We start from the raw sequence: 16,099 nt of genomic DNA, 5'->3' as shown, positions 1-16,099 counted from the left end.
CGTATTCTACGTGAGAAGTGTTGATTGTGATTCCTCTTTCTCTTTCTTCTGGTGCTTTGTCGATGTTAGCGTAGTCTACGAATTCTCCTGAGCCCATTCTCTTGTTTAATACAAGTGTTACGGCTGCAGTTAATGTTGTTTTACCGTGGTCAACGTGACCTATTGTACCAATGTTAACATGTGGTTTTGTTCTTTCAAATTTAGCTTTACTCATTGCTTCCCTCCTGGAAATTTATAGTTATTTTTATTATATCACAAACGTTAACAAATTACATTTTTTAGGGGAAATTTACAAAACGAAAACCCCACCGACAAATCATCAGTGAGGCGTAGAAATTTTTATATAATTTTTATCTGGCATCTGCTCTCAAACTATTATATATTTCATTTAAAAACATTCCCATAACTTCCTTTTGCACATCTGCATTCTCCAACAAATACCCGAAAAATCCCTTGTTTTTTTCGTAGCCTTGGACTAGCGCATCTTCTACATTGGAAAAATACGAAAAACCAAAATCAGATTGAGTATTATTTTTTGCAGACATTCTAAGTTCTTCAGATTTCAACATAATATCTCTTACCTGTAAAGCCGCTGCCGTAGCCTGACTAATATCAAAATCAGACCCAGTCTTCGCATTAATATCTTCGATAATCTCAGATAATCTTTCTTTTTTATCTTCCGTCAAACTAATCGAATCTGCCACTGGCAAATTAACAATTGGCTTCGGAGTAATTTTTTCATTCGTATGAGTTTCGTTTTTTTGTTGAATGAAGTTTGACGCTCTGACCTTTCCTTTCAAATCAAAACCATCGCCACCATCACCAATACTAATCATACTCAACAAATACGAAATGTATATATAATATTTGTGAACTTCTACATCTTCAAAACACGATACTTGAATCAAATATTCGTAAAATCTTTTAAAATTACGCATCTTACTCAAGAAATCACGTTTTTCATCATCTTTAAGTTCGTTGAATCTTCTATTTGAATTTTCCAACGAAAACAACAAAGAACGTTGCTCATTCATCGTAATATTACCCGTTCTTTTCTTGAAAATAAGATTGTTTACCTTATCAACATCGAGCGGATCAATAATATAATACGCTTCCAAATTTATCAAAATATCGTGAATTTTATTCGCTGAAATATCGCTCGCCAATAAAGTAGTCGTGTAAAAAGGTGCAAATGCATCTTTAATATCCGAATAATCATTGGTAAAATCAAGCACGAACACTTTCTTATCAAACGGTGGACACACCCTGTTCAGTCTGGACAAAGTCTGCACAGCGTTGACACCTCTTAAAGATTTAATCACATACATCGCACTCAATTTCTTTTGATCAAATCCTGTCTGATATTTGTTAGCTACAATCATAATGTTATAATCATCAGAATCAAAAGCATAAGGAACTTCCTCTTCTCTGATATTATTAATTCCAGTTTCAGTATAAGTTTTCTCCTCATCACCGACATTTACTTTTCCAGAAAAAGCAACCAAAGCATTGATTCCCTTGTAGCCTTTTTTCCTGACGTATTCTTCAAATGCGTGTGAGTATTTTACCGCAGCTTCTCTCGATGAAGTTACAACCATCGCCTTCGCTTGACCACCCAACTCACTCATAACATTATTTTTGAAATGCTCAATAATTATCTCAACCTTTTGAGTAATATTAGTATCGTGCAAATCGATAAATCTTGCAATCTGACGTTTTGCCTTCGAAGTTTGAAGCTCTGGATCTTCTTCAATCTCCTTGTTAATCCTGTACATCGTCTTGTAAGTAGTGTAGTTTTGCAAAACATCAAGGATGAATCCTTCCTCTATTGCTTGCTTCATAGAATAATAATGGAACGCTTCATAATTTCCGTACTTATTCAACCTACCAAACATTCTAAGCGTAGTAGGCTTAGGAGTTGCAGTAAAAGCAAACATCGAAACATTGGATTGCTTGCCCGACTTTTTAACTTCGTGTTCAATCATATCTGCATCATCTTCAAATTCACAATCATCTGAACCCAAAGACATCGACACAGCCTGCATATTTTTTCCTGAAGTTGACGAATGAGCCTCGTCAATAATCACCGCAAAATTCTTATTCTTCAAATTATTTAATTCATCCACAATATATGGAAATTTTTGAATAGTCGTAGCGACAATTTTCGTATTACCTTCCAACGCCAATTTCAAATCATGCGACGTACACTTATCGTCCATAATCCTAATCAAACCATTAGCATGTTCCAAGCTGACCACAGCTTTTTGCAATTGTCTATCCACAACAACCCTATCAGTAACAATAATAATAGTATCGTAAATCACATTATTATCTTCATCGTGAAGTGACACCAACCTATGAGCAAGCCAAGCAATAGAATTCGTCTTGCCAGATCCAGCAGAATGTTGCACCAAATAATTGAGCCTTGTCTTGTTTTGATGAACATCTTCCAATATTTTACGAATCAAATCCAATTGGTGAAATCGCGGGAAAATCACAGTTTCTTTGATTCTTGTAATATTCTTCTCCTCGTCAAATTCTGATTTTCTCTCAATAAAAATAAACTTTTTGATAAGTTCAATAATAGAATCCTTGGTAAGAATTTCTTCCCACATGTACGACACAGAAAGCTTGTCCTCGTATTGTGGATTGCCTGCTCCAGTGTACACGCCTTCTCCCTTTCCCTTGTTAAAAGGTAAGAAGAAAGTAGATTGGCCGTCTAGCTTCGTAGTCATCATAACTTCCGATGTATCCATCGCAAACATTACGAAACATCCAGCCTTCCACAAGAAAAGCCTTGATTTTGGATCACGTTCTGTTCGAAACTGTCTGATAGCATTGTGATACGTCTGACCAGAATACTCGCTTTTCAATTCAATAGCAATAATCGCCAACCCATTTAAAAATATAACTAAGTCGACTCTCTCATCAGCTGTTGCATACACCTCTTGCATAACAGAAAAAATATTATTCTCGTATTTTTCATTCAAATCACGATTAAAATCAGTCGCAGGCTTAGTGTACATCAACTCGATTTTTCTATTAGCAATTTCAACCCCGTTTTTCAACACATCAATCAACGAACTACCCTTTTTAGTAATCTCCGAATTAATATGATTGACAAGAGTCTCCCTCAATTCAGACTTGTATATATTCTCCAGATCCTGCATTACATCATTTTGTGTATTATACAAAAACTCGAAAAGAAGGTCAGTATCCATGGCATATGTCCTGTCGAAATCTTTGTTTGTTCGTTCGATAAATTTGTTTTCGTTTACTAAATGTTCAACAAACTCTTGTTGAAATTCATGTCTTTCATTAAAAATATTAAGTTTCTTCGCCATCTTTTACCTCCTTCTTTCCCGTTACATACTCATAAATAAGTGATTTCTTGTATTCTTCTAGAGTTTCTAATTGTTTTTGTTTTATAGCAATAGAATCGTCGATAAGCTTGGTTTTTTTGTCGAGATAGTCTACTATATCATTTTGTTCTTCTGTATTAGGAAATGGCAACGGTATATTTCCAAGTTTTGTTCGGCTTATTCTTTGCATAGTAGTTCCGCTTGCAGAATCCTTAACAGATTGTTGATATCCTATGCATTGTGTTAGATAATTTATGAATTTTCTATTATAGTATTCATCTGGTCTTAATATAACATTATCAACAGCAATAACATATTCACTATAAGTGTCCGGTAATAAACATGACCTTCCGTACGGAGCATTTAATCGTGAGAATATCAAATCTCCTGGATAAGCATACTTGCACCTTAGCAATTCAAAATCTTCCCTGCTAATAAACCCATTTCCTTGTACAATAAATTTTCCATCACCAATGTTTCCCGTCGTTATATATCTAATGCCATCTTCTTTAATATAATTAGATTCAATCCAATCCCCATCTATGAACGAATTAGATTCTTCTTTTTTCTGTGTGTATTTTATCTTAACTAAATCCCAATGTTTTGGAATTTCCCCAATCCATTCAATTCCAGAGTCCTTCATCTCCACATTCTTGTCCAAACCCCTGGTTACAGCCTCAGTGATCACTGATTTTTTGTAGTTTTCTAAGTTCTCTATTTCTAGTTTTATTTTATTTGAAATTCTTTCCACCTCGAAACACATTTTGTCTAAATATTTAGCAATTTTAATTTGTGATGTCATGGGTGGATTGGTAATTTCAAAATTACTTATCTTTTCTTGGGACAATGTTGGAACAGTTCCGCCTGTAACACTCATTTCAACCTGGCTTTGAAAAAACTCTGAGAAAATTACATAAAATAAAAATTTATTATTTATATTTTTACTTTTTATAATTAAAAGTTGAGGGTTTATAGTCATTTCTTTTACTAGTCTATCAACATATGCAACTTTACCAACTGACGCAGTTTTAACCAGCAATATGTCTCCGACTCTAAGTTGAATTTCTGGGCTTTCATAATATTTTTCCCAAGATAAATATTTACAATTTAATAAGTTAAGTTTCCCATTATCCATATTAGGAGGTCCTAATGTAATAGCTCCATGTTCCTCCTCAACTAAATCACTTTGTTTATATCCTCTAAATCCAATCCTACCGTTCAAATCACTAACATACTTTATTTTACTAATCCCCCAATCCTCAGGTATCTCGCCTATCCATTCAATTCCAGAATCTTTCATTTTTCTAGTCATTGATTTCTCCCCCAAAAAGTTCCTTGACTTTTTGATTTACCATGTTTTCTAATTCCAAGAATTCTTGGGCGAGTTCTTCTGATGGTCTTGGAGCTTCATATTTGTAGAAATATCTTGTGAATGGGATTTCTGCACCTGTTTTTATTTTAGGATTTTTCAAGGTTACATCTTCTTCAAAGAAGGACTTCGCATCTGGAATGTGTGGTAGAACTTCTCTTTTCATGTAATCTTCTATGTTTTCTCTGACATTTACTACTTCTGTATCTTTGGTGTCTTTATCGTAGATTACATTTCCTTTTTTATCCGTTTGAATGTCCGCTTCTTTGTCCATTTCGGAAAGTCCATCGATGATATTGTTGAACACAGTTTTGTTAAGTGACAATTCTGACAATAAATCATTTACTACTGGTTCAAATTCATCTACTGACATGTATTTCTTGTCTGTTATGTTTTCTTTTAGTATTTCAAATATTTTGTTGTATGTTTTTTCGTTTTCTGTGTATTTTTTAAGGTTATTTGTCTCAGTTTTGGTTAATTTTTCTGATGTTTCTTGTTTTTCTAATATTTGATCATGTTTTGTTTTGTCGTAGAAACTGTTGAGTTTGCCTGATGTTTCCAAGTTTTCGATTCTCTCATCATTTATTGCATAAGACCTTTGAAGTGGTTGCATCACTGTGTATTCTCTGTAGATGAATTCTTCATTGTCGTAGATTTTGGATTTGTCATTTTCTACAAAATCAGAGTATAGTTTGGTGATGGTTTTGCGATCTTCTGCTGTGAATTCTTTTCTTTTGTTGCCTAGTGATTTTCTTAATGTGTGATAAATTTCTGTTGCATCAATTAGTTGGATTTTGCCAATTCTTTCTTGTCTTTTGTTCTTGGATAATATCCACACATACGTTGCAATGCCCGTGTTGTAGAATAAATCTGTTGGCATGGCTATGATTGCTTCTATTAAATCATTTTCAAGTAACCATCTTCTGATTTGGCTTTCACCAGAGGACACTCCGCCGTTGAACAATGGTGAACCGTTGGTGATTATCGCTGCTCGTCCGTGTTCATCGTCCATTTTGTCGATTGCTGATTGCATGAATAAAAGTTGTGCATCTCCACTTGATGGAAGTCCTGCAGGCCATCTGGAGTCATTACCTCTTTTGTGATTTTCCAATACTGCTTGTTCTTGTCCTGCTTTGGCATCCTTGCCGCCCCAGCTCATTCCAAATGGTGGATTTTCAAGCACAAATCTCATTTTGGTATCTTCAAAAAAGTCTTCCTTAAATGTATCGGCGTGTTTGAAGTTTCGTGCATCTTGTCCTTTGATTAGCATTTCTGCAAGTCCTACCGCATAAGATTGTCCCATTATTTCTTGCCCAAACAATCTGATGTCTGCTTTTGGATTAAGGTTGTGCAAATGGTTGTATGCTGTAGTAAGCATTCCAGAAGTTCCTGCGGCTTGATCTGCTATTGTAATTACTTTTCCTTCATCGTAAATATCGTCGCAGCCTTCTGCTGTGATTACGTATACCATCATTTTGATGATGTCACGTCCTGTGTAATACTGACCAGCATCTACGTTTTGGTAAAATCTTCCTATTAAATTTTCAAAAATGTATCCCATTTTTATTGAATTGAATGTTTCTTCTGACAAATCAAGTTCGGAAAATTCTTTCACAACTGCAAACAAGCAGTTTTCTTTGTTCATTTTTTTGATATGCGTTTTGATTTCAAGTTGATTCAAAATATCTAATACGTTTGATGAGAATGATTCAATGTATTCAATAAAATTGGATTGAATATTATCTGGGTCGTTGCACAACTCTTTGAGTGTGAAACGAGATGTGTTATAAAATGGCTTTCCAGAAATTCTATACATAGCACGTTCTGGATATGATTTATTGTCATTGTATTTTTCAACAACAGCATCTTTTGTCTTTTCAAGCACACATTCAAACCTTCTTATAACTGTCATAGGAATTATTACGTCGCCGTATTTGTCGGGCATGTAAACTCCTCTAAGTTTGTTTGCTATCGACCATATAAAGTTTGCTTCCTGTGTTATATCTATCGAAACATCGTCTGTCATTGCTTCTAACAATATGTTTTCGCTCATTTTAAATCACCTTTTAATAAATTTGTTGTTATTAAGTAAATTATTTAGTTTTTGCACTAAAAACTTTATGTATTTCAATATTACATTATAACATATTTACAACCCGTTAAAGCCATATAGAAACATATAGAAACATTTCCCAGAAAATTTCTCTTGACCTATGACACTGTGTTACATATCTTTTAATTGTGACGAGGTGTCATTTTATTTGAGGAGTGATTAAATGCCGAAGCAAACTTTTTATAATTTAAGTGAAGATAAGAAAAATTTATTTATAAGGTTTGTGAGGGAATGGATGTGATTGTTCGTGCGGCAATCGATGGAACTTCTGGTATCGGTCACATTATTCTAGGCGTTGGAATTGTGTGGATGTTTGTGAAATTATATAATTTGAAAACAGCGAAGTAATTACAAGAGTAGCTTATGTGAGCTACTCTTTTTGTGTTTTGTGGACTTTGTTTGGGTATATATGTAATGAAAGTTATTGCAAATATCTGATTTAACAAAAGGAGGATTTTATGGCGAAGAATTTTGAAAAAGCCTGTGTAATTGGCGGTGGCGTGATTGGTTCATCGTTTACTTTGCTTTTTGCGATGGGCAAGATGGATGTTATAAGTTATAACAGAAGTTTGGAAAGTGAAGAGAAAACTAAGAAGATTATCGAGAAATACGTGGACGAATTGATTGAGAAGAAGGTCGTTGCGGAAGATAAGGAAACGATTTTATCAAGAATCAGCTATACTACGAACGAACAAGAAGCGATTGAATTTGCAGATATTGTGGAAGAGTGTATTCCAGAAAATTACGACGTGAAGAGGAAATTCGTGAAGGTTTTTGAAAAATACGCAAAGCCTGACGCTGTTTTGTGTTCAGCAACATCGGGACTACTAGTCACTAAAATCGCAGAAGATGCCGAACATCCCGAAAGAATTTTCGGAGCGCACCCTTACAACCCACCTCATTTGATTCCACTGATTGAGATTTCACAAGGAGAAAAATCCGACCCAGAAACTGCGAACACTCTTCGTGAATTATTCACTAGATTGGGCAAGAAACCTATCGTCATCAGAAATGAGGTTCCAGGTTTTATCGCAAATAGGCTTCAAGCCGTGGTGCTTCGTGAAATGATGGATTTGGTGGACAAGGGAGTCGTTAGCATGGAAGATTGCGAAACTGCGTTGACATTTGGCCCTGCAATTAGATGGGCAATTATGGGTCCAGGACAAATATTTGAACTAGGCGGCGGTGAACACGGACTTCAAGGTTTACTCGACCATATCGGCCCTTCGATGGAAACTTGGCTTGAAGATGCTGCTACATGGACGAAATTCACAGACGACATCAAGAAGAAAACAGTCGACGGAGTTCACGAAGCAATCAAAAACAGACCCGCTGAGATTGGCAACACTCACGAGTCGCTCGCAAAATATCGTGACGGAATGCTCGTTGAAATACTACGACTTCACAAAGATTTTAAAATTTAATGATATAATGTGAAAATCTCCCGAGTGTTTCGGGAGATTTTTGGTTATTAATTGTTTTCAAATTATTGTATTTGCAAGATATTTTTTATTACTGAGATAATTTTTCCCACTCTTCACGTGTAACACCGTATTTCATACTGTCGTAATATGTGCCGTTCCAATATCGAACTTTCCTGATTCTTGCCTCTTGTATGAATCCGATTTTTTCTGCAGCCTTCATCATTCGTGGATTGCCGCTAAAAGTAGTAAGTCCTAGATGTTCGATTTGTGGATTATCATTGAACACTTCGCTTGTCCACAATTTGAGGGCTTTTGTTCCTATGGATTTGTTCCAGTAATTTTCGTCGTAAATCACAATCCCTATCTCCATCCATCTAGTTTTCTCATCAACCCAATTTTGAGATACCATACCAACGACAACACCGTCTACTAATATAGCTCTGCAATTGGGTTGTTGAAGATATTTCCAAATACCAGATTTTTCAAATGACTCTAAGCTTTCATAATGAACATAATCTTCAAAATACGGTCCGTTGAACTTGTTCCACTCGGGTGATTCTTCGCAAAATCCATCTCTCCATATCTTTTCCTTGTGCTTATCATCAAATCTCTCTAATTGTATTTTCATCTTCTCTCCTTTTCATCATGTCTACCCCCAGTATTTCTGATCCACTGTTCTATATCTGATGGCTTCCATCAAATGCTTTGCTTCGATGTTTTCTTTTTCGTCCAAATCCGCGATTGTGCGTGATATTTTGAGGATTTTGTCGAATGATCGTGCGGAGAATTTGTATTTATCGAATGCCAACTGTATGATGGAGTTTAGCTCATCGTTTAATTTGCAGTATTTTCTGATTTGTCGGGTGTTCATTTGTGCGTTTGTTGTGATGTTTTCTTTTTCGAAGCGTTGTTTTTGGATTTCTCGTGCTGCTTCGACTCGTTTTTTGATTTGTTCTGATGTTTCGCACTTTTCATCTGTTGTGAGTTCGTCTAATTTTACTGGCGAAACTTCGACATGGATGTCAATTCGATCGAGTATAGGTCGGCTGACTTTGTTGAGATAGTTTGCGATTTGATTTTGTGAACAAGTGCATTCGTGGTTAGGATCGCCGAAGTATCCGCACGGACACGGATTCATTCCTGCGACAAATAGGAAATTTGCAGGATATGACAAGGACGCGTTGACTCTTGTTATTGTTATGTTTTTCGTTTCGAGTGGTTGGCGCAACACTTCTATTGTCGATTTGGAAAATTCTGGAAGTTCGTCCAAGAACAATGCTCCATTGTGAGCTAGGCTGATTTCCCCTGGCTTTGGAACTCTGCCGCCACCTATAAGGCTGACTTGGCTTGCGGTGTGGTGAGGCGAGCGAAATGGTCTTGTGGTTACAATGTTTTTTTCTCCGAGTAATCCTGCTACGGAGTAAATTTTCGTGGTTTCCATTATTTCATCGAAGCTCATGTCAGGCAAAATCGTGCTGAGCCTCATTGCAGACATTGTTTTGCCGCTTCCTGGTGGCCCAATCATCAACAAATTGTGAAATCCTGCTGCTGATATTTCCATCGCTCTTTTGAGAAATTTCTGTCCTTTTATATCCGAAAAATCAACGTCGTATTGTATTTCTTGCTGCATGATGTCAATATCATCCAGAACTTTAGTTTCTTGTTCGCCATTCAAAATCCTGATGATTTCATCTAAGCTTTCCACACAAACCTTCTCAATTCCTTTGACCATACTGCATTCTTGTTCGTTTTGTTTGGGTATGTAAACTCTTTCGTATCCCAAATCTTTCAGTGACAACACCATGCACAACGACCCATTTACTGGATTCAATCGTCCGTCCAATGATAGTTCTCCGATGAACGCCCATTTTTCTGAAAAATATTCCACAACTCCCATTGATTGCAAAATAGCCATCGCAATCGCAAGGTCTAGCTGAGATCCTTCTTTTCTCAAATTTGCAGGTGCCAAATTAATCGTGATACGTTTCACAGGAAATCTGATTCCAGTGTTTTCAATCGCAGAGCGCACTCTTTCCTTGGATTCTTTTATAGAAGTGTCGGGAAGACCTACAATGTTAAACGAACGCAGACCATTCGCAAGGTCGCATTCGCATTCCACGACATACCCGTTCAACCCTTCCAAACAACACGTTTTTACTTTCGAATACATATTTTCTCCTTGTTACCTAATTATTAATGTGATTTCTATCGAAAAATGGACAACGCAATCCTATACATTGGTTGTTATGCTTGGACCATTTACACACAATGTCACTAGATTCCATCTCAACTCCCAAGTTTTCATTGGCAAATTGTATTGCATCTAATATTGATATGTATGAATCTCTCTTGCAACAACGAGGGCCGCCGACTTCTCCTATAGATTCCAACGCTTTGGAAGTCATTTTGTTCGCCATTCCCCAAGTTTTCTTCGCAAGTGGAGATGAGCCCGTGACAATTGACATAAAAATCCCCGCGCTAATTCCAGCACCACAAGCTCCCCAAAAACCACAAGTCCCACCAGGAACTTGTTTGCCACGAGTTCTCATTTCCTTCAAACTTTTGTTCAAATTAATATCTCCGCCAGCATTTTTGAACGCTGTCAAAAGCGCCGCGCCGACCATAATGTGATGTTCTGGGCCGTGCATGTGACAAAAAGATTCGTCCATCATTTGATCCATAATTTCGATTGGATTTTTCGATGTAGAATTCTTACAAATCCCCCAAATCACATCCATTCCATCTGTGTGACAATCGTTGCACACAAAATGCCCATCCACACATCTCGCATTACTCAATTCTTTTTTGTGACAAATTGCACACTCCATTTCCACCGATTCGTCCAAATATTCTAACGGTTTCCCACACAACAGACATTCATCATTCATATTTACAACCCCTTATAATTTATTATCTATATTATATCACTATAATATGTTTAAATAAAAAAACGGTGCAGACAAATCTACACCGATACAATATTTTTATTCTTGAGATTTTTTCACGATTTCTTTTACAACTTCGTCCTTTTCAAAAGCTTCCGAAACTCTCTTGATATTTGGATATTCTTTCCAAGATTTTGGAGTCATTTCACTCCAACGAGTAAGAATATAAACGTAAGGATCTAATACTGTTTTCTTATTTTTGTAAACGTGATCGCCTTCTCCAATCAAACGGTCCAAATGAGTCATCATTTTGTCGATAGTTTCAAATGATTTTTGTTTGATTTTATCAATCTCTGCTTCGTCAGTTGATGTTGTCAAGCCAGCTGGTACGAACAACGCTTCAAATGCTGGATGAAAATCTCCAGTCATAAAAGCCATGATTTCATCGAATTGGAACTTATCTTCAGGACTTTCATCTGCTCCCAAATCTTTTTCAGGGTATTTGTTCAAAATGTAGCGAAGAATGGCTGCCAATTCGCTTCTCGCCCTTCCCTCTCCAATATCTAGTGCTGGAACTGCTCCCAACGGATTGATTTTTCTGTATTCATCTGTTCTAAGTTGTACCTTTTCTACCTCGTAATCTGCTTCCGCCCATTCTAAAGCAATCCAACAAGCAACAGCGCATGTGCCTGGTGCGTAATATAATTTCATAACATTCCTCCTTTTGTTTTGCTGTAAATTGTATACCCTTTATTCTTTTTTAATAATCAAATTGATTGGGCAAATTTGAAAATTTGTGTGACAAATTTCTCGGATAAATTTTTGAAAATTCAAATTAATGTGCTATAATAATCACAGAGTGTTTAACACGAAGGGGTACACCACCGCGGGTGTAGGTTTCCTTCGTGTTATTTTTTTAGGGGGGTGAATTATGATTACTGTAAATTCTGTACAATATCCATTCGAAGAAAATTCTTCTTTGAGAAAAGTTCTTGAAAATTTGAACTTCAATGTGGAGTTGACGGTTTGCGAAGTGAACAAAAACCTCGTCAAAAAAATCGACTACGATAATTTTATCGTCACTGATAACGACGAAATAGAGGTGTTTTCATTTGTTGGAGGAGGTTAAAATGCAGGATATTTTTAAAAGACAAATCCCCGACCACACAGACATTTTCAGAAAATCCAAAATTCTAATCCTTGGCTGTGGTGGTTTGGGAACAAATTTGTGTTTCATGCTCGCAAAATCAGGCATTGGCACCATCAAAATCGTGGACTACGACAATGTCGAATACTCCAATTTGAACAGGCAAATTTACAGGCCAACAGATGTCGGCAAATACAAGGTCGATGCGTTCAAGGAAATTTGCGATGAGTTCTTGCCATTTGCAGATATATCTGTTGAAAATATCAAAATCACAGAAAACAGCATCGACGAATTGACCGAAGGCTACGATATCGTGCTGGAAGCGTTGGATGACGAATACGCAAAGTCATTGGTGTTGGAGCATTTTATCGGAACTGACAAAAAACTAATATCGGTGTCTGGAATTGGCGGCGTGAAAAAATTAGATATGAAAATTAAAAAAATGAACAACATTGTAGTTTGTGGCGATTTTGAAACGAAGACCGACATCGGCTTGTACTATCCAAACGTGATGATGGCGGCAAGCACACAAGCTATAATCGCACTTAATTGGTTATTGGAGGAAAATAATGGAAGATAAATTGATTTTGGGTGGCAAATCTTTTGACTCAAGATTTATTCTTGGATCTGGAAAATACGACCCCAACCTTATCAAAGCTTGCGTGGAATCTGCAGGCTGCGAGATGATTACTGTGGCACTTAGACGTGCAAATACAGACGATACGAAAAATATTTTGAACTTTATCCCAGAAAATGTGACGATAATTCCGAACACTTCTGGAGCGAGAAACGCAGACGAAGCTATTAGAATTGCAAGACTTGCGCGTGAAATGGGCTGCGGCAATTTCGTGAAAATAGAAATCATGCGTGACAGCAAGTACTTACTTCCAGATAACGTCGAAACGTTGAAAGCTACGAAAGTTTTGGCTGACGAAGGATTCGTTGTTATGCCTTATATGTATCCAGATTTGAACTTCGCTAGAGATTTGAAAGAAGCTGGTGCAAGTTGCATCATGCCATTAGGCTCTCCGATTGGATCCAACAAGGGACTTGCAACGAGAGATTTCATCCAAATCATCATCAACGAAATTGATTTGCCAGTGATTGTGGATGCAGGAATCGGCAAACCATCACAAGCGTGTGAAGCTATGGAAATGGGAGCAAGTGCAATCATGGCGAACACAGCCATCGCTACAAGCGGCGACATCAACAAAATGGCAGAAGCTTTCGCACTAGCAATAAAAGCGGGAAGACTAGCTCACATCGCAAAACCAGGCAGAGTTTTGGAAACAGGCGCAGACCCTTCATCTCCACTCAGAGATTTCTTTAAGTAGGCGACAAATGGAAGAATTCAAATATTTTAACAATATGCAAGACATTCATTCGGACATTTACGATAAAATTTCCGAAAAATTAAATGAAGTAAAATCCGTAAATGTAACGGCTGATGATGTCAGAAGAACTTTGGGTAAAATCAAAAACAACGAAGCGTTGGACCATTTTGATTATTACAATATGTTAAGCGATGCTGCAATTGATTTTATAGAAGAATTGGGAGAAATCTCACAAAAACTAAGACTACAATATTTCGGAAACAACGTGTATTTGTTCAGCCCTCTTTACATCGCAAATTATTGCGAAAACAGCTGCAAATACTGTGGATTTAGGGCGAAATCAGATATCGTCCGTGCGAAACTTACCATGGATGAAATAGAATCTGAAATGAAGCAAATGAGACGTGAAAAAATCGAAGACGTTTTGATTCTAACAGGCGAATCGCAAAAATACTCCTCGGTGGATTATATCTGTGATGCCGTAAAATTGGCGAAGAAATATTTCCGTGTAGTTAGCGTTGAAGTGTACCCTACAAATGTCGAAGATTACAAGAAACTTCACGAAGCAGGGTGTGATTTCGTCACAGCTTTCCAAGAAACATACAACCCCACAAACTACAAATTCTACCACCCAACTGGACACAAATCTTGCTTTCCTTACCGATTGGACACACAAGAACGCGCAATCATGGGAGGAATTCGAGGCGTAGGATTCGGGGCATTGTTCGGACTTTCCGATGGAATTGAAGACTGTTTTTGTTTGGGAATGCATGCAAATTTATTGCAAAAAAAATACCCACACGCAGAAATCAGCATATCATTTCCACGAATCAGACCAACAAAAAACGAAGAAGATTTGAACATAAAAGAAGTTCCTGAGACAAAATTGATGCAATTTATAATCGCAACCAGAATCTTCTTGCCATTCGCCCAAATCACAATCTCAACCAGAGAATCCAACGAGTTTCGTAACTTGTCACTCTTAATGGGAGCTACCAAAATCTCCGCAAGTGTCGACACAGGAATAGGAAGACGTAATGATGAAAAAGATAAAGGCGACGAACAATTTTTGATCAACGACACAAGAACAGTCGACCAAGTAGAAAAAGATTTGAAGAAGTACAACTTGTATCCTGTGTATAGCGACTACATTGATGTGTAGAATTTAATAACTTATCGTAAGCCCACATTTGTGGGCTATTTTTTGATATTAATATCTTTTGTTTATTTCCATTCTAATCCTCCTTGCAATAAAAAAAGAAGTAGATTTTTTCTCTACTTCTCCAATTTATATTTTATTTTTCCTTGTATTTTTCTATTACTTTTTCAACTTGTTCTTCAAGCTCTTCCCTGTCTGGGATATACAAGGTGTATTTTGATGCGAATATTTTATTTGATAAGTTTCCTAATGCGTATTCTGCTTGTACCCCGTCCTTATCTGTACACAATATTATTCCTATCGGCTCATTGTCCATCTCATCATTAACTTCTGATTTATAATAATTGAGATACATATTGATTTGACCTACTGCTTCTGGCATGAGATTGCTTTTTTTTAGTTCGATTAAGACATAAGACCTTAAAATCTTATTGTAAAATACCATGTCCACATAATAATGAGTGTTGCCTAGGGTTACCCTTTGCTGACTGCCTACATACATAAAACCCTTGCCAAGTTCTAGCAAAAACTTTTCAATATGATCTATAAGTGCTTTTTCCAAACCACTTTCCATCATTGGTTTTTCTTCTGGCAATCCTAAAAATTCAAAAACATAAGGATCTTTTACAAGGTCTGCCGCCTTATTTATTTCATTGCCCTTTAAGGCTAGGTCTAGGATTTTTTCTTTGTTCTCTTCTCCTGATGATAAGAGCAATCTTTCAAAAAGCGATGTTTTAATTTGTCTTTTAAGTTCTCTTACTGACCAATTTGCGTTGATACTTTCTTTTTCATAAAAACTTCTTTTTTTCTCATCGCTGATGGATAAGAGTTCACAATAATGGGACCATGTCAATTTGCCAGACAGTGTCTGGCAAATTGGATAGGATAAATACAGGTTTCTCATATTCTGTAAATTAGACCTTGAAAATCCTCTGCCATATTCCTTTGTAAGTTGTCTAGATAAGTCATTTATAAGCTCTTTACCATACTCGGCCCTTTCTGAATGACCTTGCTCATCTTCTACAATGATACGTCCAATCTCCCAGTAAGTTTGTACCAAAATATTATTGACTTCTCTTGCAACTTCATTTCTTGCCTTCTCCATCAATATTTTTATGCTATTAAAAACATCATCATGAACTCTATCTATATTGTTTTCGTTATTCATACAAAGCACCTCTTTGACCTCTTAATTGCTATAATTATATCATAAATAGTTAAATCTTAAATTGACATTGGTGACTAAAGAAATCTTCGGATTTGTTTATTAATTTATATCAGAAAACAATTGACAATCTATCACATT

Annotated in this window: 15 protein-coding genes; 6 read left to right on the top strand and 9 right to left on the bottom strand. The window is 36.5% G+C overall.

All coding sequences use genetic code 11. The annotated features are described in order from the left end of the window. From ABDJ34_RS03775 to ABDJ34_RS03760, 4 genes are all read right to left on the bottom strand, one after another. Nucleotides 1-214: GTP-binding protein (locus tag ABDJ34_RS03775; protein ID WP_242430447.1), on the bottom strand; the 214-nt coding region annotated here is incomplete at its 3' end. Between the two features lie 136 nt (nucleotides 215-350). After that, a complete protein-coding gene (locus ABDJ34_RS03770) occupies nucleotides 351-3,344 on the bottom strand; it encodes a type I restriction endonuclease subunit R (RefSeq protein ID WP_412701424.1) in 2,994 nt (997 codons plus the stop codon). Further along, nucleotides 3,328-4,674, bottom strand: coding sequence for a restriction endonuclease subunit S (locus ABDJ34_RS03765; RefSeq protein WP_412701423.1), 1,347 nt, complete (start codon nucleotides 4,672-4,674; stop codon nucleotides 3,328-3,330). The genes ABDJ34_RS03770 and ABDJ34_RS03765 overlap by 17 nt, the downstream gene beginning before the upstream one ends. Further along, complete coding sequence (locus tag ABDJ34_RS03760; protein WP_412701422.1) at nucleotides 4,667-6,784, bottom strand: type I restriction-modification system subunit M; 2,118 nt, start codon at nucleotides 6,782-6,784, stop codon at nucleotides 4,667-4,669. The genes ABDJ34_RS03765 and ABDJ34_RS03760 overlap by 8 nt, the downstream gene beginning before the upstream one ends. Before the next feature lie 270 nt (nucleotides 6,785-7,054). Between ABDJ34_RS03760 and ABDJ34_RS03755 the strand changes: the two genes are divergently transcribed. Together ABDJ34_RS03755 and ABDJ34_RS03750 are read left to right on the top strand one after the other, a co-directional pair. Continuing rightward, nucleotides 7,055-7,192, top strand: a complete 138-nt coding sequence (locus ABDJ34_RS03755; protein WP_412701427.1) for a DUF2871 family protein — start codon at nucleotides 7,055-7,057, stop codon at nucleotides 7,190-7,192. Between the two features lie 110 nt (nucleotides 7,193-7,302). After that, nucleotides 7,303-8,268, top strand: a complete 966-nt coding sequence (locus ABDJ34_RS03750) for a 3-hydroxyacyl-CoA dehydrogenase family protein (protein ID WP_412701421.1) — start codon at nucleotides 7,303-7,305, stop codon at nucleotides 8,266-8,268. 88 nt (nucleotides 8,269-8,356) lie between these two features. Here ABDJ34_RS03750 and ABDJ34_RS03745 read toward each other — a convergent pair whose 3' ends face one another. From ABDJ34_RS03745 to ABDJ34_RS03730, 4 genes are all read right to left on the bottom strand, one after another. Beyond that, nucleotides 8,357-8,896, bottom strand: a complete 540-nt coding sequence (locus tag ABDJ34_RS03745) for a GNAT family N-acetyltransferase (protein ID WP_412701420.1) — start codon at nucleotides 8,894-8,896, stop codon at nucleotides 8,357-8,359. Nucleotides 8,897-8,917: 21 nt separating this feature from the next. Next, the gene (locus ABDJ34_RS03740) at nucleotides 8,918-10,438 is read right to left on the bottom strand and encodes a YifB family Mg chelatase-like AAA ATPase (protein ID WP_412701419.1); all 1,521 of its coding nucleotides are present in this window, start codon (nucleotides 10,436-10,438) and stop codon (nucleotides 8,918-8,920) included. A gap of 16 nt (nucleotides 10,439-10,454) precedes the next feature. After that, on the bottom strand, nucleotides 10,455-11,156 hold the full coding sequence (locus tag ABDJ34_RS03735; protein WP_412701418.1) for a DUF5714 domain-containing protein: 702 nt from the start codon (nucleotides 11,154-11,156) through the stop codon (nucleotides 10,455-10,457). A 96-nt stretch (nucleotides 11,157-11,252) separates the two neighbouring features. After that, the gene (locus ABDJ34_RS03730; RefSeq protein WP_412701417.1) at nucleotides 11,253-11,864 is read right to left on the bottom strand and encodes a glutathione S-transferase family protein; all 612 of its coding nucleotides are present in this window, start codon (nucleotides 11,862-11,864) and stop codon (nucleotides 11,253-11,255) included. 220 nt (nucleotides 11,865-12,084) lie between these two features. Between ABDJ34_RS03730 and thiS the strand changes: the two genes are divergently transcribed. Genes thiS through thiH form a run of 4 tightly spaced genes read left to right on the top strand, consistent with a single transcriptional unit; the run spans nucleotide 12,085 to nucleotide 14,796 of the window. Next, nucleotides 12,085-12,282: a sulfur carrier protein ThiS gene (gene thiS / locus ABDJ34_RS03725; RefSeq protein WP_412701416.1), complete on the top strand. Its 198-nt coding sequence runs from the start codon at nucleotides 12,085-12,087 to the stop codon at nucleotides 12,280-12,282. Nucleotide 12,283: 1 nt separating this feature from the next. After that, nucleotides 12,284-12,880 carry a sulfur carrier protein ThiS adenylyltransferase ThiF gene (thiF, locus tag ABDJ34_RS03720; protein WP_412701415.1) on the top strand — a complete coding sequence of 199 codons (597 nt, stop codon included), beginning with the start codon at nucleotides 12,284-12,286 and terminating at the stop codon, nucleotides 12,878-12,880. Then, nucleotides 12,870-13,634: a thiazole synthase gene (locus tag ABDJ34_RS03715; protein WP_002837839.1), complete on the top strand. Its 765-nt coding sequence runs from the start codon at nucleotides 12,870-12,872 to the stop codon at nucleotides 13,632-13,634. The genes thiF and ABDJ34_RS03715 overlap by 11 nt, the downstream gene beginning before the upstream one ends. Before the next feature lie 7 nt (nucleotides 13,635-13,641). Continuing rightward, nucleotides 13,642-14,796, top strand: coding sequence for a 2-iminoacetate synthase ThiH (gene thiH / locus ABDJ34_RS03710; RefSeq protein WP_412701414.1), 1,155 nt, complete (start codon nucleotides 13,642-13,644; stop codon nucleotides 14,794-14,796). A gap of 133 nt (nucleotides 14,797-14,929) precedes the next feature. On the opposite strand, the gene ABDJ34_RS03705 is transcribed toward thiH, so the two are convergent. Then, nucleotides 14,930-15,961, bottom strand: a complete 1,032-nt coding sequence (locus tag ABDJ34_RS03705) for a PDDEXK nuclease domain-containing protein (protein ID WP_412701413.1) — start codon at nucleotides 15,959-15,961, stop codon at nucleotides 14,930-14,932. Between the last annotated feature and the right edge of the window lie 138 nt (nucleotides 15,962-16,099).

This window comes from Finegoldia dalianensis, assembly GCF_046255015.1.
Taxonomy (GTDB): domain Bacteria; phylum Bacillota; class Clostridia; order Tissierellales; family Peptoniphilaceae; genus Finegoldia; species Finegoldia magna.
This window is presented reverse-complemented; position numbering and strand designations above follow the sequence as displayed.